This window comes from Marinobacterium zhoushanense, from assembly GCF_014641945.1.
Lineage (GTDB): Bacteria > Pseudomonadota > Gammaproteobacteria > Pseudomonadales > Balneatricaceae > Marinobacterium_D > Marinobacterium_D zhoushanense.
Map to the genome: position 1 here is coordinate 94,169 of NZ_BMIJ01000009.1, position 25,035 is coordinate 119,203.

The following is a 25,035-nucleotide window of genomic DNA, read 5'->3' on the forward strand; positions in this document are numbered from 1 at the left end:
GAGGCCCCCGTGTTTACACGCATACTGCTACCCGCCGACGGTTCCGAAGGGGCGCTCGAAGCCCTCAAACTGGCGGTCGAGCTGCAGAAGGTACACGGTGCCGAGCTGATGATCCTGTCGGTATTTCGCCACCACAGCCTGCGTGAGGCGTCCATGTCGATGGTGCGTCCACGTGAGCCCGAACACATGGATGATCTGATGAAGGGCTACGCGCAGGAGGTGGCGGAAAGTTTCAAGCGCTTTGCAACCGAGCAGGGGTGCCCGGGCGTGCGCGCCTTTGTCAAAAGCGGGCATACCGCTAAAACCATCGTCGAGTTCGCCAACCGGAACGCTATCGATCTGATCGTGGTCGGCAGTCACGGTCTGGGCGAGGCGGAAAATTTCCTTGTCGGCAGCGTGTCGCAAAAGGTGGCGGGCATGGCCAAGTGCCCGGTACTGGTGGTGTAACGGGACAGGCTCGCGCCGCGCAGCGGCGGAACAATAGTCGTGGTTCGCGAACTGGGGCATTATCGACCGCTGCACAGCAGCGATTGGATTAACAGGATCGATACGGCAACCATGAACACAATACCGGAAGACTCCATCAACACTGGCGTCGGCGAGAGCGCAAGCAGCGCAGAGCTGCGCTTCGAGAACCTCTACCGCACACTGCGCAGTCGTATCTGTCTGCTCGACTACGAGCCGGGCACTCGGCTGTCCGAAGTCGCGCTGGCCAAGGAGTTCGGCGTCAGTCGCACGCCGATCCGGCGGGTCTTGGGGCGGCTGGAGCTGGAGGGGCTGGTGGAGATCCGCCACGGCGTTGGCACCCAGGTTACCGAAATCGACTTCAACTACCTGTGCGATGTCTATGAACTGCGCATGGAACTGGCCTCCCAGCTTGGACTGATGTCGCCGTTGCCACCCACCGAGGACCTGCTGCAGCGGGTGCAGGCAACGTTGGACAGAGCCTCCGTTGTCGCCGAGGCAGCGTCGCCACGGCGGCTGTTTGCCCAGGTCAATATCGAGTTTTTCGAGGCGCTGATGGAGCTGATCGGAAACCGCGCTCTGCGCGAGGTGCTGGTGATGCTGTTTTACCGCTCCTCGCGCATGTGGCCCTTCCTGATGCGGGAGGATGTGATCGCCATGGAGGCGGAGCTGTTCTGCAACGAGATCCGGGAGACCATCCAGTTGATCGAGAGCGGACAGCTGGTCGCGCTGGGTAACCTGCGGCGTCGCCATATCGCCATGGCGCTGCAGCGCTTGAAGCTGATGTCCGCCGAGAATGGACGGGTAGCATGAAACTGATCGAACTGGCCCAGGTCTATCGCGCCCGCCGGGCGATTGCCGGGCGGGTGACCCGGACCCCGTTGATTCCGGCGTTAAGTCTGTCGGATGCCCGCACTGAGGTCAGATTGAAGCTGGAAACCACCCAGCCCACCGGTGCGTTCAAGCTGCGCGGTGCGGTCAACGCGCTGGCCAATCTCACTGCCGAGCAGCGGGACAGGGGCGTGGTGTGTGCGTCCACCGGCAATCATGGCCGGGCGCTGGCCTGGGCGGCCAGACAGTTGGGGGTGCAGGCCACCATCTGCATGTCGGCACTGGTACCGGACAACAAGGTGGAGGCGATTCGTCGGCTCGGCGCCGATATCCGCATCCATGGCAACAGTCAGGATGAGGCACAGAAACTGGTGGCGGAGCTGGTCACGCTGCAGGAGATGGTGGAGATCCCGCCGTTCGACCATGCCGACATCATCGCCGGCCAGGGTACCATCGGGCTGGAGATCCTGGAGGAGTGGCCGGAGGTGGATACGCTGATCGTCGGGCTCTCCGGTGGCGGCTTGCTCAGCGGTGTGGCGCTGGCGGCCAAGGCGATCAAGCCGGGCATCCGGGTGATCGGCGTCAGCCCCGCGCGTGGCGCGGCGATGGCGGCAAGCCTCGACAGCGGCCAGCCAGTCGAGGTGGAGGAGCTGGCAACCCTGGCCGATTCGCTCGGCGGCGGCATAGGCTTGCACAACCGTTTCACCTTCGCCCACGTACGCAAGCTGATGGATGAGTATGTGTTGCTGGAGGAGATCGAGATCGCCCGTAGCATGCGCCATCTGTACCGTGAGGAGCAGTTGGTGGTCGAGGGCGCCGGGGCCTTGGGCGCGGCGCTATTGCTGGAACCGGCGCGCCGCTCGGCGTTGGCTGAGCGGCTTGGGCAAAGGATCGCGATTATCGTCTCCGGCCGCAATGTGGATATGGACAGCTTTACTGCCGTCGTCGATGGCACGCATAAGGTGTGGACGACGCCAAGCGTCGATAAATGAGCCGGACAGGAGGGAAGTGATCATGGCCGAGATCAAGATTCTGACCGAATCAGAGCTGCGCCAGTGCGTAGCGCTGAGCGCCGAGCTGAACGATGTGATCGCCGATGCCTTTGCCCGGCTGGCCGAGCCGGGCGTGGTGATGCCGCCGGTGCTGAGCATGGATCTACCGGCGGTCAATGGCGAGGTGGATATCAAGACCGCCTGGGTGCCGGGTGTGGATAACTTCGCAATCAAGGTCAGCCCCGGATTTTTCGACAATCCGGCCAAGGGGCTGGCCAGCCTGAACGGTCTGATGGTGCTGCTCAGCGCCGACACCGGCATGGTCACCGCGGTGCTGCTCGACAACGGTTACCTGACCGATCTGCGCACCGCCGCCGCCGGCGGCGTTGCTGCGCGCTATCTGGCGCCGCAGCAGGTGCACACCGCCGGGGTGATCGGTACCGGCGTGCAGGCCCGGTTACAGGTCGAGGCGCTGCTGCTGGAGCGCAGCATCGAGCGCCTGCTGGTCTGGGGGCGCGATGCGGACAAGGCGGCGGAGTATGCAGCCGAGCAGTCGCGCAGTCTGAAGCTGCCGGTCTCGGTGGCCGACAGTGTGGAGATGCTGGTGCAGGAGTCGCAGGTGGTGATCACTACGACACCGGCACGGCAACCGTTGATCCGGGCAGAGTGGCTGCATCCCGGTCTGCATATCACCGCGATGGGCTCCGATTCGCCATTGAAGAACGAGATTGCACCTCAGGTGCTGGCGGATGCCGATATTCTGATCGTCGATCGCCTCAGTCAGTCACTGGAGCGGGGCGAGTTGCGCACGGCGGTATCCACCGGCGTACTGAGCGCGAGTATCGCGCTGCCGGAGTTGTCGGCGCTTTGTGCCGGTCAGCATCCGGGGCGCAGTGCCGAGGATCAGATCAGCGTCTGTGACCTGACCGGTACCGGTGTGCAGGATACCGTGATCGCCGATCATGCCCTGAGCCTGGCCCTGCGCAATGGGTTGGGCACATCGATCCACAGTAAATGAATCTTGTGACCTAGCTTGGTAAAAGGAGAGCGGTTGAGCCTGGTATGAGGGTAAAACTGGATGATCGTGATATTCAGATGCTGTCGATCCTGCAGCGGGAGGGGCGCATCACCAAGACCGAGCTGGCGCGACGGGTCAACCTGTCGCCGACTCCCTGTTGGGAGCGTCTACAGCATCTGGAGAAGCTCGGCGTGATCGAGGGCTACGGCGCGCGGGTGGACTGGTCGATGATCAGTCACCGCACCATTGTGTTCATGCAGGCGGAGCTGGCCAGCCACCAGGCGCTCGATTTCAGCCGTTTCGAACGCGAGATGCAGGCACGACCGGAGGTGTTGGAGTGCTGGGCCCTGGGCGGGGGGATCGATTATCTGCTCAAGGTGGTTGCCCCCTCCATCGATGATTACCAGCGCTTCGTCGATCGTCTGCTCAATGCCGACATCGGCCTCAAGCGCTACTACACCTATATCGTGACCAAGCGGGTCAAGGAGAGCGCGGCGATTCCGTATAGCCTGCTGGCCGAGTTGAAGGGATGAATCCGGTCTCTGGCACAGCCTTGCGTCGATAACATCCCTAAGGGCTTTCTGCTAGAATGCCGCCTCTGCTAACAACACTCGGCACAACCCAATGAAACAGCTCGGACACCTCTATATCGTCTCCGCTCCATCGGGGGCGGGCAAAACCAGTCTGGTCAAGGCGCTGCTCGAACGCGATTCGCAGGTGGTCGTGTCGGTGTCCCACACCACGCGCCCGCGTCGTGAGGGGGAGATCGAGGGTGTGGATTACAACTTCGTTACCCCGGAACAGTTCGAGGCCAAAATCGAAAATGGTCAATTTCTGGAGTATGCCGAAGTGTTTGGCAACAAGTACGGCACCTCCCAGGTTTGGGTTCAGGAGCAGCTGAAAAGGGGGCTCGACGTCATTCTGGAGATCGATTGGCAGGGCGCCGAGCAGGTGCGCCGGTTGATGCCGGAGGCGCGTTCGGTGTTTATCCTGCCGCCGAGTCGTGAGGTGCTGGAGCGGAGACTGCGTGGGCGCGGTACCGATACCGAAGAGGTGATTCAGCGCCGCCTGTCCAAGACCGTCTCGGAGATAAGTCACTATGGCGAGTTCGATTATCTGATCGTCAACGACGACTTCGAAACTGCGCTGGCCGATCTCGCGTCGCTGTTCCGCAGCGCACGCCTGACCCAGAGGTTGCAGCAACAGCGCCATGAGGCGTTGCTGGCCGCCCTCTTGTCTAAGGTTTGATCGGGCCGTACACTACCCAGTCTTTTCATTTAGACCTAATTTCCCGCCGAGGACTGCAATGGCACGTGTAACAGTTGAAGATTGCCTGGATAACCTTGATAACCGCTTCGAGCTGGTGATGGTGGCATCCCGCCGCGCGCGTCAGCTGGCTGTGGGAGGTAAGGACGCCAAGGTCGAGTGGGAAAACGACAAGCCGACCGTGGTCGCCCTGCGCGAGATCGCTGAAGGTCTGGTTGACCGCACCGTGCTCGACGAGCGCGAAGACACCTGATCTTTTCCTTTCTGTCCGGATACGGCATCATCTTCCTTAGGGGTTAGACTGCAGCCAGCATAGGCTGGCGCAGGTGTAACACGTGGAGCCTGGGGAATGATGCCGACAATCGACGCCCTTTCTGAACATCTGACCGAATATCTGGATCTGACGCAGATCCGGCAGGTGCGTCGTGCCTATTTCTACGCCGAACAGGCCCATGACGGTCAGCGCCGCAAGAGCGGTGAACCCTACGTAACCCACCCCCTTGCCGTAGCCGGGGTCCTCTCCGAGATGCACATGGACCATCAAAGCCTGATGGCGGCGATGTTGCATGATGTGATCGAAGACACCGAGATCAGCTACGAGGGGATAGAGTCGCAGTTCGGCCGGCCGGTGGCCGATATTGTCGACGGCGTCTCCAAGCTGACCCATCTCGAGTTTGAAACCAAGGCGGAAGCCCAGGCGGAGAACTTCCAGAAGATGGTGCTGGCCATGGCGGAGGATATCCGCGTCATCCTGGTCAAACTGGCCGACCGTCTGCACAACATGCGTACACTGGGCGCCATGCGCCCGGACAAGCAGCGCCGAATCGCCCGCGAAACCCTGGATATCTACGCCCCGATCGCGGCGCGTTTGGGCATGCGCGATCTGCAGGTGGAGCTGGAGGACCTGGCGTTCCAGGCGTTCTACCCGATGCGCGCCAAGTATATTCGCCGCGCCGTGGTCAAGGCGCGAGGTCAGCGCCGCGACATCATCACCCAGATCGAGCAGGCGATTCAGGGCCGTCTCGACCAGGAGCATCTGCCGGGGATCGTTACCGGCAGAGAGAAGCACCTGTACAGCATCTACCGCAAGATGAAGAGCCAGAAGAAGTCGTTCAGCGAGATCATGGACGTGTTCGGCTTCCGCATCGTCACCGAGTCGGTGGATGACTGTTACCGTATACTCGGCGCCGTGCACAACCTGTACAAGCCGCTACCGGGGCGGTTCAAAGACTATATTGCGATTCCCAAGGCCAACGGTTACCAGTCCCTGCACACCGCACTGTTCGGTTCGCGGGTAACCATCGAGGTGCAGATCCGCACCCGCGAGATGGATGCCGTGGCCAGCCAGGGGATTGCCGAGCACAGTCACTACAAAGTCTACGGTGACTCCGATAGCGCCGTGGGCTCCTATAACCGGGCGCGCAAATGGGTGCAGGGGTTGCTGGAGATGCAGCGCCGCGCCGGTGATTCGATGGAGTTCATCGATCATGTGAAGAAGGATCTGTTTCCGGATGAGGTGTACCTGTTTACGCCCAAGGGGCGGATTCTGGAACTGCCGCGCGGTGCCACGCCGGTGGATTTCGCCTACGCCGTGCACACCGATATCGGCAACTCCTGTGTCTCCTGCCGCATCAACCGCCGTTTGGCACCGCTGTCCGAAGCGCTGGAGAGCGGGCAGACCGTCGAGATCATCACCACACCCCGCGCCCAGCCCAATATGGCCTGGCTGAACTTCGTGGTCACCGGTAAGGCTCGCTCCAGCATCCGCCACTTCCTGAAGAATCAGCAGCGGCATGAATCGATCGAGCTGGGCCGGCGTCTGCTCAACCAGTTCATGTCCAACTACGGCTCCAGCGTCGACGAGGTGGATGCGGTCAAGCTCGAGGCTCTGCTCAAGGAGACTGGCCTGGCCGATACGGATGCGCTGCTCGAGGATATCGGCATGGGTAACCGCATGGCCTACGTAGTGGCTCGACGCCTGCGCGCGGAGCAGCCGGTCGATGTGGACAGCGACAGCACCGGTTCGAGTTCGTCACGTAAGCCGATGGCGATCCAGGGCGCGGAAGGCACCGTGCTCCAGTATGCCAAATGTTGCCATCCGATCCCCGGCGACAGCATCATCGGTCATATCAGCACCGGACGCGGGCTCGTGGTGCATCGCACCGATTGCCGCAATATCGGTTACATGAAAGAGGATCCGCAGAAGTGTATCTACCTGGAGTGGTCCGGCAGCGGTGACGAGGAGTATCCGGTGGCGCTGGTGCTCGAGGTGGAGTCCCAGCGCGGCATGATTGCCCAGCTGGCGATGGCGGTGGCATCGGCCGGAGCCAACCTGCTGAAGATCGATTCCGGCGAGCGTGACGGTCAGCTGAATAGGGTGCAGATGGAGCTGACCGTGTATAACCGCGTCCACCTGGCCCAGGTGATCAAGGAGCTGCGCCGCCAGGTCGCGGTCAATCGTATCAACCGGCAGTAGTCCCACCACCCCATTGGGCCGATAATGGTCTAAACTCCCTGAATTCACAGTGTTATTACTGCCTTTTGCAGTGCTTTCATATACTCTAGACGCATCATAACGTATGGGCGGTCCGGCAGGGCTGGTTGAATCATCGGACGAAACGGAGAGAGTCAGTGTCGGTTGGCGTACAGTGTCCCGAATCGGGTTCTACTCAAGAGAGTTCAGTAAGACTGGTGCTGTTGCATGATGCACAGGGCAAGATGCTGGTACTGCTGCCGGTGTCATCCATGCTCAATCTGGCGGCGCTGTGGACGCTGACCGGACGTAAGCTGCAGGCGGTTCGTGGCGAAGACGCCGAGCGTTTTTTCGCGCAGCAGGGGCTGCAGAGCGAACAGGGGCAGCAGCGGCTGATGCAGAGCTTTCCGCTGGTTATCGACGCCGCCCTTGAGGGACGTGCGCAGTTGCTGCTCTGTGAATTGACCAGCGGGCTGACGTTCGTATGGCCATATGGGGTGGCTGAGGATCAGCAGGTCCAGTTCGGTACTATCGCGGTAACGCCGGAATATGGACGCATGCGCAAACGGCCGGGAGGTGGTGAGGATGTGGTCGCCATCACGCGCGCCGTCGAGCGTTTCACGGCGTTGAGGGTCCAGCAGCGGCTGGAAGATACCCTGGGCCTGCCGGCGCTGGCACCGACCACACAGAAGATCATCATGTTGCGCTCCGACCCGGATGCGGGTGTGGATCAACTGGTACCGGTGGTGCGTCTGGATCCCAGTCTGTCGGCACAGGTGATGAGCTGGGCGGTCTCCCCCTATTACGCAGCACCGGGCAAGGTCAACTCGATCGATGAAGCGATCATCCGCGTGCTTGGCTTCGATCTGGTGGTCAATCTGGCACTGGGTATCGCCATGGGGCAGGTACTGAAAGTGCCGGAGGAGATGCCCCGGGGCTCAACCCCCTATTGGCAGCAGTCGATCTATACCGCGACGCTGTGCGAGAAACTCGCGCGCAAGCTGCCGTTGGATAAGCGGCCGAAGGTGGGGTTGGCCTATCTGGTCGGCTTGCTGCACAACTTCGGTTATCTGGTCTTGGGCCACCTGTTTCAGCCCCAACTGGCGATCTTGTCACGCTATGTCGAAGCTAACCCCCATCTGGAGCCGGTGCTGATCGAGCAGCAGGTGCTGAATGTGACACGGGATCAGATCGGCGGCTGGTTGCTGGAGAGCTGGAACCTGCCGGACGAGGTCTATTCGGCGATCCGCCAGCAGCAGTGTGAGGAGCCCGAGGGCGAGTGCTCAACCTATGCGTGTCTGCTGCAGCTGAGCAAACAGCTGCTGCGTCGCGAGGGGCTGGCCGACGGGCCGATATTCAGCCTGGATCCTGAGCTGTGCGAAAGTCTGGGGCTGAGCCTGGAGCAGGCCGACGATGCCATCAAGGAGCTGCTCGGCTATCAGGACGACCTCAACGAGCTGACGCGCACCCTGAGTCGGGCGCGTGCCTAATCTGATCCATATCCGGAGCTGAGCGCTTAGCCGGCGTCGCTCAGCTCTGCTTCCAGCTGCTCCAGTGCTTCCAGCTGCTCGAGCCAGGACTCTTCCAGTGTTTGCTGCTGCTGCACCAGCTTGGCCTGTTCCGCCAGCAACTGCTTGAGTTGCAGCTTCTGGCTGTCGTCGTAAAGGACCGGGTCGGCCAGCTGGGCCTCCACTTCGGTCAGCGCAGCGTTAACCCCTTCCAGCTCCTTCTCGAGCTTCTCTACCGTCTTGCGTAACGGACGTAAGCGCGCGCGATTGTCCGCTTCGCGCCGTTTCTGCTCCTTGCGCTCGGCGGCGCTCAGCGAACGATTGTCTCGGAGTTCGGATGAGGGGGCCTCCTGCTGACGCCGCTGTTGGCTAAGCCACTGGTGGTAGTCATCCAGGTCACCCTTGAACTCCTCCACCTTGCCATCGGCCACCAGCAGAAACTGATCGACGGTATTGCGGATCAGGTGGCGATCGTGCGAGACCAGGATCAGTGCGCCGTCAAAAGATTGCAGGGCCAATGTAAGTGCGTGACGTACCTCCAGATCCAAATGGTTGGTGGGTTCGTCGAGTAACAGCAGATTGGGCTTACGCCAGGCGATCAGGGCCAGGGCCACCCGCGCTTTTTCACCGCCGGAGAAGGTCTTCACCGGATCCAGCGCCTGGTCGCCGATGAAACCGAAGCTGCCGAGGAAGTTACGCAGCTCCTGGTCGGAACTCTTCGGTGATATACGTTGCAGGTGCAACAGCGGAGATGCGTCCAGATCCAGCGCTTCAAGCTGGTGCTGGGCGAAGTAGCCGATCGCCAGGTGTTCGCTCTCATGGCGCTCGCCGCGACACAGGGCCAGGTCGCCGACCAGGCTCTTGATCAGCGTCGACTTGCCGGCACCGTTGTGACCGAGCAGGCCAATCCGCTCGCCCGGCGTCAACGTCAGCGCGATATCGTGCAGCACGGTGCGATGGGGGTAACCCAGATCGGCATCGTACAGGGTCAGCAGCGGCGAGGAGACCTTGTCGGAACAGTCGAACTGGAAGCTGAACGGACTGTCGATATGGGCAGGCGATAGCTGCTCCATCCGCTCCAGCTCCTTGATCCGGCTTTGCGCCTGCTTCGCCTTGGACGCTTTTGCCTTGAACCGGCGCACGAAGCTCTCGATCTGCTCGATACGCGCCTGCTGCTTGTCGTAGGCAGCCTGCTGTTGCGACAGTTTCTCGGCGCGCATACGCTCGAACGCGCTGTAGTTGCCCTTGTACAGGTCCAGCGAGCGGTTGTGCATATGCACCACATGGCCGACCACAGAGTCGATGAAGTCACGGTCGTGGGAGATCAGCAGCAGGGTGCCTGGGTAGAGGCGAAGCCACTGCTCGAGCCAGATGGTGGCATCCAGATCCAGGTGGTTGGTCGGCTCGTCGAGCAGCAGCAGGTCGGAGCGGCACATCAGCGCCTGAGCCAGGTTCAGGCGGATGCGCCAGCCGCCGGAGAAGCTGTTTACCGGTCGCTCGGCATCGCCGGGCATGAAGCCCAGGCCATCGAGCAGCAGGTGGGCGCGGGATTCGGCCCGATAGCCGTCGATCGCTTCCAGCTCGGCGTGCAGTTCGCCTATCCGGCCGGCCAGGTGCTGGGCTTCGGCCTCCGCCAGCTGTGCCTGGATCTGGCGCAGGCGAGCGTCGCCATCAAGAATGTATTCCAGCGCCGAGCACTCGGTGGAGCTGACCTCCTGCGCCATATGGGCGATCGACAGCCCTGCCGGTAGCGACAGTTCACCGGCGTCGGCCTGGAGCTGACCGAGCAGCAGTTTGAACAGGCTCGATTTGCCGACGCCATTGTTGCCGACGATGCCCACTTTCCAACCCGCATGCAGGGTCAGGTTGGCCCGCTCTAGCAGGGGCAGTGCACCGCGATGTAAGCTTAGGTTCTGGATCTGAATCATGGCCGCGAATAGTACAGCGCCAGCCCGGGCTAGCGCCAGTACCTGCGGCTCGAACTGCGCAGATAATGGAGAGCCTGTGTCGCTGAACAACCCACTCTGGCAGACTGCTCTGCGTCTTTACGCACTGCCCGGTGTCGAGACGGCAGCGTTGCAGTTGCAGCGGGCCGGGTGCAGTATCAACCGGTTGCTGATGGCCTGTTACCTGGCACAGCAAGGCAGGCGGCTGGTGCCGGAGCTGTTGGCTGGCGAGGCACTGGATTGGCAGCGGGAGATTACCTACCCGCTACGCGCGCTGCGTTACCGGGTCCGTACCCGTAAAGGCGAGCGTGCGGAGCTGGAGCCCTGCTACAGCGCATTGCGCAAGGCTGAACTGGCGTGCGAGCAGGTCGAGCTGATGCTGCTGTGGGAGGGGTTGTCGGCGCTGGCTCTGCCCAGTGCGGCGGCCGGAGAGGCGTTGGCAAGAGCTAATCTGGAGCTGGTGTTGGTCGAGTCTGGGGTAGACGATCTGCGCCGATTTGATGACCAGGTAGCCGTGCTGATCAACGCGGCCTTGGCCGATCCTCTGGTCAGCGGATGAACTTTCACGTTTAATGACCGACTAACACTGCACATGCGTTCAATCGTTAAGGAATCGAGAATGAAAAAGACCATACTCGCTGTAGCCCTCTCAGGCGCTCTGTTGTCAGCACCGGCGCTGCAGGCCGAGGAGTTGACCACCGATGAGCAAAAACTGAGCTACAGCTTGGGGCTGATCCTCGGCCAGAAACTGAAGATGGATGTCGAAAATCTGGATATCGAGTCCTTTCGCGATGGCATCGAAACCGTCTATTCCGGTAAGGAGCCTCTGCTGAACGAGGAGCAGATCGGTGGCGTCATGCAGGCGTTCCAGCAGCGCAAGATGGAGGAGCAGCGTGCTGCCTTCGCTAAGATAGCCGATGACAACAAGGCCGCCGGCGAGAAATACATGGCGGATAATGGCAAGAAGAAAGGTGTCAAAACCACCGATTCCGGCTTGCAGTACGAAGAGCTCACCGCCGGTAGCGGCAAGAGCCCGAGTGAGTCCGATACGGTTAAGGTTCACTATCGCGGCGAGCTGATCGACGGTACCGAGTTCGACAGCTCCTACTCGCGCAATCAGCCTGTCTCCTTCCCACTTAATGGCGTGATTCCGGGCTGGACCGAAGGGCTGCAGCTGATGAAAGAGGGCGGCAAGGCACGCCTGGTGATCCCGGCTGATCTGGCCTACGGTCCCGGCGGCATGGGTAACGCCATCGGCCCCAATGAGACCTTGGTGTTCGAGGTTGAGTTGCTGGAGATTAACCCGGCCGCCGAAGGCGAAGCCAAGTCTGAGTAAGCCAAGCCTGCCCACCGCTTTGAAAACGGCCGCCTAGCGGCCGTTTCTGTTTATCGGCGGGGCTGTCTATCCGCGCTGTCTATCCGCGCAGGCTTATGGGCCCCGGCGGGCGAAACTGTATACCATAGGGTGTTAGCGCAGGACGTTAAGCAGACCATTGGTGCCGATCGCGTAGTAGCGACCATCATTGCCGAAACCGACCGCTTCCACTCCGGTGCTGGTCGGGCCATATGCCTCGCGTTTGTCGATGCGCCAGCTGCGCAACTCCTTGCCAGTGCCGACATTCCACAGCTGCACCATACCCGAGGCGGTGCCGGTCAGCAGCTGTTGGCCGTCTGCGGAGAAGCGCGCGCTGATATAGCTGACCCGGCGTTTCCATAACGCTTCGTCACCGCTAAGGGTGTGCATTATCTCGCCGCTGAGGGTGTCCCAGATGTAGGCCAGATCCAGTGTGGCTGAGCTGAAGGCGAAGCGACCGTCATTGGACAGGGCTACGGTATCCACGGTGTTGCCGAAAGCAAGGCTGTGCAGCTCTTCGCCGGTGGCCATACTCCACAGACGTACCTTGTAGTCGTCGGCACCGGTCAGGGCAAGGCTGGCGCTGCCATCGAGGGCCACGCTGCGAATCCGTGCCGGGTGCAGCAGGCTGCGCCGGATGCCACCATTCTTGATATCGAAATAGACCGCCTGGTGATTGGCGAGGCCGAGCAGCGCGAAGTCGCCGCCGGGCGAGAGTGCCACCGAGAGGATCTCTGACGGCGCGCTCCAATACCAGATCGGCTGTCCGCTTCCGGTGTTCCACAATACCAGGTCCAGGCTACCGGCGGTGACGGCAAAACGGTTGTCCGGTGAGAACTTTGAGTCGACGATATTGGTGTATTCACCCTGTCGGTGGTTCCAGTCGTACAGCCGCTCATGGCGCTGGACATCCCACAGGCTGCCGCCGTGGCGATTGGAGCCCAGAATCGCGTAGTGGCTGTCTTGCGACAGGGTGGCGCTGTAAACGCCCTGGCTGGTGTAGACGTGAGAGCTTGCGGGTTCATCGCCGCTGCTGCAAGCGGTCAGCAGCAGCGCGGCGATCAGCGCCAGAGACGCTCTGCTCACGCCTCTTTCGCCACCGGACGGTGTGCGTTGTGAAGGATTTCGATCAGCTGGTCTTCGAGCTCGAAACGATCTTCAAGCACCTCGCCCAACTGCGACAGGTCCATGGCGAAATCACGGATATCACGCAGTGTCGGGGCCTCGAAAGCCCCGTACTTATCGTTGAAATCCAATGCCGTGTCGGTGGTCGGCTGGATTTTCGGGAACAGGTCCTGCACCTTATCGACGCTGCCGTCGTTGAACTCACTGCCTTCACGTAGCAACTGCTCGTAAACTTCGAAATGGCCTGATGAGAGGTAGTCCATCAACTGATCGCAGAACAGTGTCAGCTGCGAGTTGAGCTGCTCGCCTATCTCACAGTCCGATAGCGAAAACAGGGTCCTGATCAACTGTTGGCGCTGTTCCAGCCAGTGGTCGATGATGTCGCTGACACCGCCCCAGCGCTCTTTCGCATCGCGGCATTTTTCCAGCATGGCGCATCCTCCCCTATTAGTGTGGATCAATAGTAATGCCAAGCCCAATTCCGGTGCAACCGCCCTGGAGTGGCGCTATCGGTTGCCGGTCCGAGTCGCTATACTCGGACGCTTGACGTTAGCATCAAAGGGGAGAACGAATGCTCAGAGTGCTGTCTCTGGTTGTTGCAATCATGTCTAGCCTGGTATCCCCCGCGCTCTGGGCGGCCGAGGGCGACGGTAAGTCGGACTACATAAGCTATATCGAGCTCAAGCCGTTCGTGACCAACTTCGGCAGTGCCGATAACCTGCGTTTTCTCAAGGCGGAGGTGACCATTCAGGTGGACTCGTCCGATGCGCATCATGCGGTCAATGCCCATATGGCACAGATCCGCAACGACCTGGTGTTTCTGTTCAGTGCTCAGACCGAGGAGAGCGTGGGGACGGTCGCCGCGCAGCAGGTGCTGGCCGGCGAAGCGTTGAACCTGATTCAGGACATGCTGCGTGAAGAGACGGGCGAGTCTTTTGTTACCGATCTCTTTTTCACCAGCCTCGTAGTTCAATAAGAGGGCAGTAAGAGCCCAGTAAGCAGGGAGCCCGTAGACTCCCTGAGTTCGACTACTGGGCCAGGTATTGCGCCAGATACTGATCGAAATCCAGGCTGTCGCCGGCTTCGATCTCGGTCTGCTCCTGCAGCGAGCGGGCCGATACCTCCTTAAACCTAAGCTGCTGGGCTTGCGACAGCGGCTCGGCACTCAGCGTGCTGCGGTGACGGCGGCTTTGCGCCAATACCCAGGACGCATAACCCTCTCCATGCTCGCGAATCGCGGACAGCACCTGTGCCGATGGCGTGAGGTCCGGTTCCTGCAGTTTGGCGTACTGAGCATCCACCGCACGGCAGTACTCGCTGCTGGACGCGACGCTATCCAGAACCTCCGCGGTACGGCGAACCTGGTTGAGAATGATCCGGCCGCGTTCGGCAACGCTGTGCTCGCCCTGTTCGCAGAACAGGGTCAGGCCGGGTTCACGGCCGCGATTGACGATTCGTTGATGGTTAACGGCGATCCGTTCGCACTCGCGATCGCTGACCAACTCGTCTGAACAGAGCAGGCAGGTGAGCAGGAATGCATCCATAAAGCGGGCCTGCTCCAGATCGATGCCGAGCGGCAGCAACGGGTTGATGTCGGTGTTGCGGACCTCGACATACTCCACGCCTCTGGCAATCAACGCCTGTACCGGCTTTTCACCGGAACGGGTAACCCGTTTCGGGCGGATATCGCTGTAGTACTCATTCTCGATCTGCAGCAGATTGGTGTTGAGCTGTTTGTAGCGGCCGTCGGTCAGTACGCCGATCTGCTCATAGGCAGGGTGAGGCGTGCGGATCGCCTGGCTCAGCGAGTTGGCATAGGTATTCAGATGGTTGAAGCAGATGTTCAACGTCGACTGGGCACGGTTTGAGTAGCCCAGGTCGCTCATGCGCAGAGAGGTTGCATAGGGCAGGTAGAGCGTATGCTGCCCCATCTGCTCCAGCTGATGCTGGCGCCCCTGCATGAAGCTGGCGGCCAGCGCCGGCGAGGCGCCGAACAGATAGAGCAGCAGCCAGCTGTAGCGGCGGAAGTTGCGGATCAGCTTGAAATACCCGGCCGACTGAAAGGCGTTGCTGTCGCCGGCTTCGCCGATCAGACTCTGATACACCGGCCAGAAGGTCTCGGGCAGGGAGAAGTTGTAGTGGATGCCGGCGATGGTCTGCATCATCTTGCCGTAGCGGTGCTCGAGCCCGACGCGGTAGATGTGCTTGAGCTGGCCCACGTTGGAGCGGCCATACTCGGCGATACGGATCTGTGCCTCTGAGGCGATATCGCAGGGCATGCTGGCCGCCCAGAGCTCTTCTGCGCCCAGATTATCGAAGCAATAACGGTGCAGGTTCGCCAGCTGTTCCAGCGCCTGTGCCGGGGAATCGCAGACCGGGGTGATGAACTCGAGCAGCGCTTCGGAATAGTCGGTGGTAATCTGCGGGTGAGTCAGTGCCGAACCCAGCGCGCGCGGATGATCGGTCTGCGCCAGATGGCCCTGGGGATCGACCCGGAGCCCCTCCTTTTCGATCCCGTGGTTGAGCTGGGTCAGTAGCTTGGCCTGGCCGTTGGCGACCAGGAGGTCCAGATGTTTTTCCAGGGTTGCCAGCACTGGTCAGATTCCTGTTAGTGGTATTAAGGCCGGGGATTATACAGCCGCCGGCCATTGCAGGGCCATGCTCCGATGCCTATCGCTTGGGCTTGATGCCCGCCGCACGCAGACGCTCACCCAGGCTGCCCTCGCGGGTTGGTGCCGGTTGTGGGCGCGGCGAGGGTTTGCTGTTTTTGTTTTCAGCTTGCCTCTGCGTATTGTCCTGCTGTTTCATGCTCAGACTTATCCGTTTGCGTCGTTCATCGACCTCCAGTACCCGCACCTCGACAATCTGGCCGCTGGTCACCACCTCGTGTGGGTCCTTGACGAAACGGTCGGCCAGCTCGGAGATATGCACCAGGCCATCCTGATGTACACCGATATCGACAAATGCGCCGAACTGGGTGACGTTGGTGACCACGCCCTCCAGACGCATACCCGGGCTCAGGTCGGCCAGGGTGGACACCCCCTCTTGGTATTGCACGGAGCGGAACTCGGGGCGTGGATCCCGGCCGGGTTTTTCCAGTTCGGTGAATACATCACTGACGGTATAGCGCCCAAAGCGCTCGCTGACAAACCGGCCCGGATCGAGTTGGCGCAATCGCTCCGGCTGGTTCAGCAGTTGACGCTGATCTAGGCCTGCGGCCGCTGCGATCTGCTTCACCAGCGGGTAGGACTCGGGATGGACCGCGGAGTTGTCCAGCGGCTCCTCGCCATCGCGGATGCGCAGAAAACCGGCGCAGAGTTCGAACGCCTTGGGGCCCAGGCGCTTGACCTTGAGCAGTTGCTGGCGGTTGCGGAAGGCGCCATATTCGTCGCGCCAGGCGATAATGCTGTCGGCCAGGCCCGCATTGAGCCCGGATACATGGCGTAGCAGGGCGCTGGAGGCGGTATTGAGGTCGACGCCGACATGGTTGACGCAGGTCTCGACCACCCCTTCCAGCGAGTTGGCGAGCTGCTGTTGGTCCACGTCGTGCTGGTACTGGCCGACTCCGATCGAGCGTGGATCGATCTTGACCAGCTCCGCAAGAGGGTCCTGCAGACGACGGGCGATCGACACCGCACCGCGAATGCTGACGTCCAGGTCGGGAAACTCCTGCGCGGCCAACTCGGACGCGGAGTAGACCGACGCCCCCGCTTCGCTGACCAGCACCGGCTGCAACTTCAAGCCGGTCTCGCGGCCGGCGAGCTCTTTGGCCAGCTGCTCGGTTTCCCTTGAGGCGGTGCCGTTGCCGATGGCGATCAGCTCAACCTGATGACGACGGCACAGCTGGGCCAGGGTTGCCAGCGACTGGTCCCACTGGTTGCGCGGCGCATGGGGATAGATCGCGGTATGCTCAAGCAGTCGGCCGGTGCGGTCGATCACCGCCACCTTGACGCCGGTGCGCAGGCCCGGATCCAGTCCCAGCGTCACCCGGGCGCCGGCAGGGGAGGCCAGCAGCAGATCGTGCAGATTGCGGGCGAACACCTCGATGGCGGCGGTTTCCGCCTGCTCGCGCAGACGCTTGACCAGCTCGTTCTCCAGTTGCGGCTGCAGTTTGCGGCTCCAGCACTGCTCCAGCGTTGCTTGCATCCACGCGGAAAGGCTGTGCGGCCGCAGCCGCCAGTGGCGCTGGATCAGCTCCAGGCCCAGGTTCTCCTGGCCCTCGGGCAGCACCAGCTTATATTTTATGATCCCCTCCTGTTCGCCACGCAGCAGGGCCAGGGCGCGATGGGAGGGGATACGGGCGATCGGCTCAGCGTAGTCGAAGTAGTCGCGGAACTTGCTGTCCGGGTCTGCCTTGCCGCGCGCGGCACGGGTGTGCAAAAGCCCCTGCTGCCAGAGCGCCTTGCGCAGCGATGCCACCAGGTCGGCGGCCTCGGACAGCTGTTCGATCAGGATATGACGGACACCGTCCAGAGCGGAGTCGACATCGTTGACCCCCTTGTCCGGCGCAATATAGGCACGGGCGGCGGTTTCCGGGTTTTGCGCCGGGTTACTCAGCAATGCATCGGCCAACGGGGCCAGACCGGCCTCACGTGCCTCCTGCGCCTTGTTGCGCCGCTTCGGACGATAGGGGGCGTAGAGATCTTCCAGCCGGGCGCGACTGTCAGCGGCAAGCAGGCTGTTTCTCAGCTCGTCGCTGAGCTGGCCGCTGTCACCGAGCTGACGCAGGATCGTATCGCGGCGGTTCTCCAGCTCACGAAGCTGGCCCAAGCGGGCATGCAGTTCACGCAGCTGGGTGTCATCCAGAGCGCCGGTCGCCTCCTTACGGTAACGGGCGATAAAGGGCACGCTGGCTCCCTCGTCGAGTAGCGCGACGGCGGCGCGCACCCGGGCCGCGTCGACACCCAGGTCGGCGGCCAGTCGTTGTTCAATCTGCATCGGCAGTGGTTGTCCTCAGAGTACTTGCGGAGGCGCCCCGCTCAGGGCACCTGGATGATCTGCAGAGAGTTGGTGCCGCCGTGGACTCCGAGCTGCTGGCCACGGGTCAGCAGTACGGTGTCGCCGCTGGCGATCTTGTCGGCGGCGACCAGCACCGCCAGCAGTTCGCGGTTGAGCTCTTGCTCGCTGACCGCGGTGGCATCGAAGAACATCGGCTCGACGCCGCGATAGAGGGCGACACGGCGCATGGTCTGCTCGTTGCGGGTCAGAGCGTAGATCGGCAGTCCGGAGCGGATACGGGACATCCACAACGGTGTGGAGCCGGACTCGGTCAGGCAGATGATCGCCCTCACCGTGGGCAGGCTGTTGGCGGTGTACATCGCCGAGCGCGCGATCGATTCGTCGGTGCTGGTGCAGGGGGTATCCGGCTGGGTCGGCGCCGGACGTGACAGCTGGTGTTTCTCGGCACCCTGGCAGATGCGGGTCATCGCTTCCACCACCTCCACCGGGTAGCTGCCGGCGGCGGTTTCGGCCGACAGCATCACCGCGTCGGTACCGTCCAGAATGGCGTTGGCCACGTCGAACACTTCGGCTCGGGTGGGCATCGGGCTGGTGATCATCGTTTCCATCATCTGGGTCGCGGTAATCACCACGCGGTTCAGCTCGCGGGCGCGGCGGATGATATGTTTCTGCACGCCGATCAACTCGGCGTCACCGATCTCTACGCCCAGGTCGCCGCGGGCGACCATGACGCCGTCACAGGCGAGGATGATCTCATCCAGGGCTTCCGGCGTGGCCACGGTTTCAGCGCGCTCCACCTTGGCGATGATCTCTGCCCGGCTGCCGGCGGCATCCAGCAGCTGTCGCGCCTGCTCCAGATCGGCACCGGAGCGGGGGAAGGAAACCGCGACGTAGTCCAGCTCCAGCTCGGCCGCGACCTTGATGTCGGCCTTGTCCTTGTCGGTCAGTGCCGCCGCCGACAGACCGCCGCCCTGGCGGTTAATTCCCTTGTTGTTGGACAGCTTGCCGCCGATGGTGACTTCGGTATGGATTCGGCTGTCCTCGATAGCGGTGACACGCAGCTGTACTCGGCCATCGTCGAGCAGCAGGATGTCGCCAGTGACACAATCCTGTGGCAGCGCCTTATAGTCGATCCCGACCGCGTGCTGATCGCCGGCATTGGTGTCGAGCGCGGCATCGAGGGTGAAGCGGTCACCGATGTTGAGCTCGATCGGCCCCTGCGCAAAGCGGGCGATACGGATTTTAGGCCCCTGCAGATCGCCCAGTGTTGCGACCGAGATGCCCAGTTTCTGGCTGGCGTCGCGTACAGCCTGGACGCGCTGGCGATGATCGTCGGCACTGCCGTGGGAGAAGTTCAGACGCACGGTGTTGACGCCGGCCTGGATAAGCTGCTCCAGCACGCCGGGTTTGTCGGTGGCGGGTCCCAGGGTGGCTACGATCTTGGTACGTTTCTGCATGGGTCGGTCTCTGCTTGGAGGGAGAATCGCCTATTCGGCTTGGCGTGACTAAAGTAAAATTGAGCCTTTTCAATTTCAAGTCACGGCACTTTCTATAGATTGCGCTACTAGCTATTGAATGCGCTACTAGCTGCCTGTCGAATGCGTTATTGGCTGCGCTTTCACTTTACTGCATTTTGGGAGATCCGGTTGCATGGCGGTTGAATCCGGCCACCCCCTGAATTCGCTCAGGGCATACAGACCCCTGCTGATCATCTTGCTGCTGATGCTGTTTGTGCTGCTGCTGGTCGAGACAGCGGTGCTCAGCCGGCAACAGGCTATAGAGGAGCTGCAGCAAAGTGCGGAGTCCCATCTTGACCGCTACCTGCAAAGCTTGCAACAGCGGTTGGACCGCTATAAGGACCTGCCACACCTGCTGGCGACCCACTCCGAGCTGATGTCGGCGCTCGATGCAGGGCACGGAGAGCAGGCGATACAGCGCGCCAACCTCTACCTGGAGCAGGTTAACACGGTGATGGGCACCACCGACGCCTATTTGATGAACGCCAAGGGGGTTACGGTGGCGGCCAGCAACTGGCGCTCGGAAGCCACCTTCATCGGTCGCGACTTCAGTTTCCGGCCCTATTTCCAGGATGCACTAAAGGGGGAAGAGGGGCGCTACTTCGCGCTCGGCACGACATCGAAACGGCGCGGATACTACTTCTCCTATCCCCTGAGTGATGCGGGCGAGGTAGTGGGTGTTGTGGTGGTTAAGGTGGATCTGCATGACGTGGAGCAGCACTGGAGCAACTCGCAGATCGAGCTGCTGGTCACCGACCCGGATGGCATCATCTTCATCTCGACGCGTCCGCAGTGGAAATTTCGCGCCCTGCAGCCGCTGTCGACCGAGGATATGCAACGGATCGTCGATAGCCTGCGCTACGGCGATGTTCGGCTCACGTCACTGGATATCATAAAGCGCGAGCAGCTTGAGCGTGATGGCGAACTGATCACGCTGCTCGACAGTCGTCAGATCGAGAATGAGGCACTGGACGGGCTGAAACCGCGCCAATTCCTGCATCAGCGCAAAGCGGTGCCGGGCTTCGGGTTATCGGTGTCCGTACTGGCCAGCCTTGAGCCGGTTGAGGCGGCGATGGTGGAAAACCTGCTGCTGGTCGGTTTCAGCACTGCGGCAATTGCGCTGCTGGTGCTGTTCCTGCTGGCGCGCCGGCGAATCATCAAGGAGCGAGCCAGTTTTCAGCAGCGTGAGATGCTGGCCCTGGAGGAAAACGAGGCCAGGGTGCGGGCGATCATCGACAACACCCATGCCGGGCTGGTAATGCTGGATGAGAGCGGCTGCATCGAGTCGATCAACCCCACCACCGAGCATCTGTTCGGTTACTCTCTGGCACAGCTGCGGGGCCACTACTTCAGCCAACTGCTGGCGCAGGAGGACCGCGCTGCCTGTTGGCGCCATATCCTCTCCGATGAGCCTGACCAGCCCGACCTGTTGGCAGTTGAAGCCACCGGCCTGAGACACGACAGCTCCGAGGTTCCGCTGGAGGTGTACATCAATCGCATGCGGCTGGCCAGTGCCCGGCACTACATCGTTACCCTGCACGACCTGACGGAGCGCAAGGCCCAGGAGCGCGCGCTGAAGGCGGCGCATGAGGAGCTTGAGAGCCGTGTGCAGGAGCGCACTGCCGACCTCAGTCATGCCAATGCCAAGCTGCTGGAGGAGATGGAGCAGCATGGCCAGACTCAGAACGAACTGATTCAGACCGCCAAGCTGGCGGTGATCGGGCAGATGTCCGCCGGTATCAACCATGAACTGAACCAGCCGCTGACGGCGATTCGCAACTATTCCGACAATGCACGGGCCTTCCTCAAGCGCGGCAAACTGGAAACAGTGGATGCCAATCTGGTGGAGATCAGCGGCCTGACCGAGCGCATGAGTCGCATCATCCATCCGCTCAAGGAGTTTGCGCGCAAGAGCAGTGGCAGTACCGATCTGGTCTGTCTGCAGACGGTGCGTGATGGCGCCATGTCGCTGATGTACGGGCATTTCGAGAAGGAACAGGTCAAGGTCAACTGGCCGCCGCGGCTGTCGGACTACTACGTGCTGGGTGACATCCTGCGCCTGGAACAGGTGCTGGTGAATCTGCTCTCCAATGCGGTGCATGCGATGGAGCAGGTGCAAACACGCCGCATCGATATCGGGGTTGAGGTCGAAGGAAAGTGGTTGCGGCTGTCGATACGTGATCAAGGACCGGGTATCGCGGAAGCGGACCTGGAACGGATCTTCGAACCCTTCTTTACCACCAAGAAATCGGGCCAGGGGCTGGGCTTGGGTTTATCGATATCGCACCGTATCATCGAGACCTTGGGCGGACGGCTCAGTGCGGCCAACCATCCTCAGGGCGGCGCGATTTTCACTATCGAGCTGCCTCGTGGCGTGCGTCCAGAAATGACCACCCATCCGTCGGAGAGAAGCGATGAACAGGATTGAAAGCGGTACCGGTTCGCCGGTGCTGCTGGTCGATGACGAGAAGCATATCCGTCTCGCCGCCGGGCAAACGCTGGAGCTGGAGGGGTACGAGGTCGAGACGCTGGAGCGTGCCGAGGGGGTGCTGGAGCGGATCGACGAGAACTGGCCCGGGGTCATCGTCACCGACATCAACCTGCCCGGCATCGATGGCCTGGAGCTGATGAAGCAGGTCAGGGGAGTGGACCCGGAGCTGCCGGTGATACTGATCACCGGCCATGGTGATATCTCGATGGCGGTCACCGCCATTCGCGACGGGGCTTACGATTTCATCGAAAAACCCTTCGCCTCCGAATTTCTGCTCGACACCGTACGCCGCGCGCTGGATAAGCGCCGGCTGACGCTGGAAAACCGGCGCCTGCGCCAGGAGCTGGAGAGCCAGAATGCGCCGGGTCCACGCCTGGTCGGCAACAATCCGCGCATGGTGGCGCTGCGCCGGTTGTGCAATACCGTCGCGGAGACGCCGGCCGATGTGCTGTTGCTGGCGGAAACCGGTTCCGGCAAGGACCTGGTCGCGCGTTATATTCATGAGCGCAGTCCTCGACGGCTGAAAAACTTCGTCGCCATCAACTGCGGTGCAGTACCGGAAAACCTGATCGAAAGTGAACTGTTCGGACACGAGGCCGGCGCCTTTACCGACGCCAAAAACAAGCGGATCGGCAAGTTCGAGCATGCCCACGGCGGCACCCTGTTCCTCGATGAGATCGAAAGCATGCCGATGTCGTTGCAGATCAAGCTGTTGCGCGTGCTCGAGGAGCGAATGATCGAGCGATTGGGCTCCAACAAGCTGATTCCGCTCGATATCCGCGTCATCGCCGCGGCCAAGGTCGATCTGAAACGGCTGGCGGAGGCGGGCGAGTTCCGCGAAGACCTCTATTACCGGCTCAATGTCGTACGCATCGATATCCCGCCGCTGCGTGAGCGACGTGACGATATTCCGCTGCTGTTCCAGCATTTCACGCTGGTGGCGGCGGCACTTTACGGACGCGAGGTGGTTGAGCTGTCGGCGGAGCGGATGCACAGCCTGTTGCTGCACGATTGGCCCGGTAACGTGCGCGAGCTGCGCAATCTGGCCGAGCGCTATGTGCTGCTGGGCGAGTCCTGCACCTTCGACTTCGACAACCGTCCGATCATCGGCAGCGGTGGTGGTAACGGACTGACGCTGCCGGAGCAGGTGGAGCGCTTCGAACGGATGCTGATCCATACCGAGCTGTCCAATCATGGCGGCTCGATCAAGGATACCCTCGAGGCACTGGGCCTGCCGCGTAAGACCCTGTACGACAAGATGAGAAAGTACGGGCTGGACAAGAGCGATTACAAGGCTTGAACAGGCGGCGGATAACAGCAAAAAGCCCGCATCATGCGGGCTTTTTGCTGTCTCGGTAAAAGTGGCGGATCTCCGCCACTTGCGTTTTAGAGCTTGAAGCGGCTGACCATCTGCTCCAGCTGTTTGGACAGGTCGGTCAGGTGCAGTGATACGCTGGACAGCTCCTGCGCGCGGGATGAGGTATTTTCCGCGCTGGCGTTGATCTCGCTGATGCTCTGTTCAACGCTTGCGGCCATCTGGGTCTGCTCGCGCACGGCACTGGCCACCTGGTGGTTCATATCATTGATCACTCTGACCTCTTCGGTGATGTTGTTCAACGCGTGGGCGGTGCGCTGCACCTGCTCGAAGCCTTTACCGGCATCGTCCAGTGCGGTGCGCATGACATCGACGGCGTCTTTGGCATCGATCTGCAGGTCGCTGATGATCTTGTTGATCTCTTCGGTCGAGTTGTGGGTGCGGCTGGCCAGGGTGCGCACCTCGTCGGCAACAACCGCGAAGCCGCGGCCCTGCTCGCCGGCGCGGGCGGCTTCGATGGCAGCGTTCAGCGCCAGCAGGTTGGTCTGCTCAGCGACTTTCTGAATCACCTCGAGCACGGTGCCGACGTTCTGGCTCTGCGAATCCAGACGGCCGATTACGTCGGTGGCGCGTTCGATGCTGCGCTTGAGCGATTCGATCGCCGTGATCGCCTGCTGGGTCACTGCGGTACCCTCGGTACTCTCCTGCAGTGCCAGGTCGGAGGCGGATACGGTGCTCTCGGCGCTGGCTTCAACGCTGTTGGTTGCCGCCTCCATCTGCTCCATTGCTGCGGCTACGGCACTGGTCTGCATCTGCTGACTACGCGCGGCGTCGATGGCACGGCTGGCGATGGCGTTGATCTGACTACTGGAGCTGGCGAGCTGCAATACCGTGTCGTTGACATGCTGGATGCTGCTCTGGAAGTTGCCCAGCATGGAGTTGAAGGCGCCGGACATCTGCCCCATCTCATCGTTGGACTGGATCTCGATCCGTCGGCTCAGGTCAGAGTTGCGTTCGATCTGGTGCATGGTATCGGACAGCGCATTGATCGGTTTGATCACGATGCGGCGCAGTATCAGGCCGATCAGCAGTACCCCGCCAACGAACAGGGCCAGCTCCACCAGTGCCACGTTGCGCAGGTTGATCAGGATATCCTCATCGATCTTGGCAAAGTCATAAGTGACGCGGACTGCACCAAGCACAGTGCCCTCCTCGACCGGGTGGCAGAGCAGACAGTTGGTGCCCTTGTACTCACTCATCGCCTTCATCGGCGTGATCACGGTCAGGCGGTGGCCCTGGTCGTCGTCGAACTCCTCGACGATATGCTCGCCCTTCATGGCCCGGCGATCCAGATCATCCATTACCACCGCATCCTTGGCGCCCGGACCGTACATCTGCCGCACGGCATCGCCGCGGATAATGCGGGCCTCGGTCAAGGATTCGTTACTGAGGATCTTGTCCTGCAGTGCGCCGCGGTTCTGCATCGCACCGCTGAGCATCAGGATATTGGTGCTGTCAAAATAGGAGTCGGCCGTGGCCACGGTCGTGAACTCGGCCACATCGCGGCTGAGTGACGTCTGGCTGCGGTAGATTGCGGTCAGTGAGCTGACGAATACAACCAGGAATACCACGACAAGGGAGAGATTGACTTTGGTCTGGATGGATAAACTTCTGTTCACTGCGCACCTGTTCCGCTGCTATACGGCCTTCTTATTCTCGATTAACGGCATGGTGCGTAAATTCTAAACACGAATCAACTGAATAAATGATGATCT

The 25,035-nt window shown here is 61.3% G+C and carries 21 protein-coding genes; 14 read left to right on the plus strand and 7 right to left on the minus strand.

Features of this window, described 5'->3' with window-relative positions:
- Window positions 1–9: 9 nt before the first annotated feature.
- The 9 genes from IEX40_RS19935 to IEX40_RS19975 all read left to right on the plus strand — a co-directional run bounded on the left by IEX40_RS19935 (window position 10) and on the right by IEX40_RS19975 (window position 8,535).
- Window positions 10–447, plus strand: a complete 438-nt coding sequence (locus IEX40_RS19935) for a universal stress protein (protein ID WP_188751587.1) — start codon at window positions 10–12, stop codon at window positions 445–447.
- Between the two features lie 111 nt (window positions 448–558).
- Window positions 559–1,278, plus strand: coding sequence for a GntR family transcriptional regulator (locus IEX40_RS19940; protein WP_188751589.1), 720 nt, complete (start codon window positions 559–561; stop codon window positions 1,276–1,278).
- Window positions 1,275–2,288 (plus strand): hydroxyectoine utilization dehydratase EutB, encoded by a 1,014-nt coding sequence (gene eutB / locus IEX40_RS19945; RefSeq protein ID WP_188751591.1) that lies wholly within the window; start codon window positions 1,275–1,277, stop codon window positions 2,286–2,288. The genes IEX40_RS19940 and eutB overlap by 4 nt, the downstream gene beginning before the upstream one ends.
- Before the next feature lie 22 nt (window positions 2,289–2,310).
- Complete coding sequence (locus IEX40_RS19950; RefSeq protein ID WP_229680860.1) at window positions 2,311–3,306, plus strand: cyclodeaminase; 996 nt, start codon at window positions 2,311–2,313, stop codon at window positions 3,304–3,306.
- 44 nt (window positions 3,307–3,350) lie between these two features.
- The gene (locus IEX40_RS19955) at window positions 3,351–3,839 is read left to right on the plus strand and encodes an Lrp/AsnC family transcriptional regulator (protein ID WP_188751593.1); all 489 of its coding nucleotides are present in this window, start codon (window positions 3,351–3,353) and stop codon (window positions 3,837–3,839) included.
- A 91-nt stretch (window positions 3,840–3,930) separates the two neighbouring features.
- Window positions 3,931–4,554: a guanylate kinase gene (gene gmk / locus IEX40_RS19960; protein WP_188751594.1), complete on the plus strand. Its 624-nt coding sequence runs from the start codon at window positions 3,931–3,933 to the stop codon at window positions 4,552–4,554.
- A gap of 58 nt (window positions 4,555–4,612) precedes the next feature.
- A complete protein-coding gene (rpoZ, locus tag IEX40_RS19965) occupies window positions 4,613–4,825 on the plus strand; it encodes a DNA-directed RNA polymerase subunit omega (RefSeq protein WP_188751596.1) in 213 nt (70 codons plus the stop codon).
- Between the two features lie 99 nt (window positions 4,826–4,924).
- On the plus strand, window positions 4,925–7,048 hold the full coding sequence (locus IEX40_RS19970) for a RelA/SpoT family protein (protein WP_188751767.1): 2,124 nt from the start codon (window positions 4,925–4,927) through the stop codon (window positions 7,046–7,048).
- Window positions 7,049–7,203: 155 nt separating this feature from the next.
- Window positions 7,204–8,535 carry an HDOD domain-containing protein gene (locus IEX40_RS19975; RefSeq protein WP_229680861.1) on the plus strand — a complete coding sequence of 444 codons (1,332 nt, stop codon included), beginning with the start codon at window positions 7,204–7,206 and terminating at the stop codon, window positions 8,533–8,535.
- A gap of 26 nt (window positions 8,536–8,561) precedes the next feature.
- On the opposite strand, the gene IEX40_RS19980 is transcribed toward IEX40_RS19975, so the two are convergent.
- Window positions 8,562–10,481 carry an ATP-binding cassette domain-containing protein gene (locus IEX40_RS19980; RefSeq protein ID WP_188751605.1) on the minus strand — a complete coding sequence of 640 codons (1,920 nt, stop codon included), beginning with the start codon at window positions 10,479–10,481 and terminating at the stop codon, window positions 8,562–8,564.
- Window positions 10,482–10,557: 76 nt separating this feature from the next.
- On the opposite strand from IEX40_RS19980, the gene IEX40_RS19985 reads away from it, so the two are divergent.
- Complete coding sequence (locus tag IEX40_RS19985; protein ID WP_188751607.1) at window positions 10,558–11,058, plus strand: TIGR02444 family protein; 501 nt, start codon at window positions 10,558–10,560, stop codon at window positions 11,056–11,058.
- Window positions 11,059–11,118: 60 nt separating this feature from the next.
- Window positions 11,119–11,835, plus strand: coding sequence for an FKBP-type peptidyl-prolyl cis-trans isomerase (locus IEX40_RS19990; protein WP_188751609.1), 717 nt, complete (start codon window positions 11,119–11,121; stop codon window positions 11,833–11,835).
- A gap of 132 nt (window positions 11,836–11,967) precedes the next feature.
- Here the strand turns inward: IEX40_RS19990 and IEX40_RS19995 are convergent, their stop codons facing one another.
- Window positions 11,968–12,939 (minus strand): WD40 repeat domain-containing protein, encoded by a 972-nt coding sequence (locus IEX40_RS19995; protein ID WP_188751611.1) that lies wholly within the window; start codon window positions 12,937–12,939, stop codon window positions 11,968–11,970.
- Entirely contained in the window at window positions 12,936–13,409 is a 474-nt protein-coding gene (gene rsd, locus IEX40_RS20000; RefSeq protein ID WP_188751613.1) for a sigma D regulator, read from the minus strand. The genes IEX40_RS19995 and rsd overlap by 4 nt, the downstream gene beginning before the upstream one ends.
- Before the next feature lie 140 nt (window positions 13,410–13,549).
- Between rsd and IEX40_RS20005 the strand changes: the two genes are divergently transcribed.
- On the plus strand, window positions 13,550–13,954 hold the full coding sequence (locus tag IEX40_RS20005) for a flagellar basal body-associated FliL family protein (RefSeq protein WP_188751615.1): 405 nt from the start codon (window positions 13,550–13,552) through the stop codon (window positions 13,952–13,954).
- Between the two features lie 52 nt (window positions 13,955–14,006).
- Here the strand turns inward: IEX40_RS20005 and gshA are convergent, their stop codons facing one another.
- From gshA to pyk, 3 genes are all read right to left on the minus strand, one after another.
- Window positions 14,007–15,572 carry a glutamate--cysteine ligase gene (gshA, locus tag IEX40_RS20010; RefSeq protein WP_188751617.1) on the minus strand — a complete coding sequence of 522 codons (1,566 nt, stop codon included), beginning with the start codon at window positions 15,570–15,572 and terminating at the stop codon, window positions 14,007–14,009.
- A 76-nt stretch (window positions 15,573–15,648) separates the two neighbouring features.
- Window positions 15,649–17,916 carry a Tex family protein gene (locus tag IEX40_RS20015; RefSeq protein WP_188751619.1) on the minus strand — a complete coding sequence of 756 codons (2,268 nt, stop codon included), beginning with the start codon at window positions 17,914–17,916 and terminating at the stop codon, window positions 15,649–15,651.
- Between the two features lie 41 nt (window positions 17,917–17,957).
- The gene (gene pyk, locus IEX40_RS20020; protein ID WP_188751621.1) at window positions 17,958–19,394 is read right to left on the minus strand and encodes a pyruvate kinase; all 1,437 of its coding nucleotides are present in this window, start codon (window positions 19,392–19,394) and stop codon (window positions 17,958–17,960) included.
- A 193-nt stretch (window positions 19,395–19,587) separates the two neighbouring features.
- Between pyk and IEX40_RS20025 the strand changes: the two genes are divergently transcribed.
- A complete protein-coding gene (locus IEX40_RS20025) occupies window positions 19,588–21,882 on the plus strand; it encodes an ATP-binding protein (RefSeq protein WP_188751624.1) in 2,295 nt (764 codons plus the stop codon).
- Complete coding sequence (locus tag IEX40_RS20030; protein ID WP_188751626.1) at window positions 21,869–23,245, plus strand: sigma-54-dependent transcriptional regulator; 1,377 nt, start codon at window positions 21,869–21,871, stop codon at window positions 23,243–23,245. The genes IEX40_RS20025 and IEX40_RS20030 overlap by 14 nt, the downstream gene beginning before the upstream one ends.
- An 86-nt stretch (window positions 23,246–23,331) precedes the next feature.
- Here IEX40_RS20030 and IEX40_RS20035 read toward each other — a convergent pair whose 3' ends face one another.
- Window positions 23,332–24,939 (minus strand): methyl-accepting chemotaxis protein, encoded by a 1,608-nt coding sequence (locus IEX40_RS20035; RefSeq protein WP_188751628.1) that lies wholly within the window; start codon window positions 24,937–24,939, stop codon window positions 23,332–23,334.
- Window positions 24,940–25,035 lie beyond the last annotated feature (96 nt).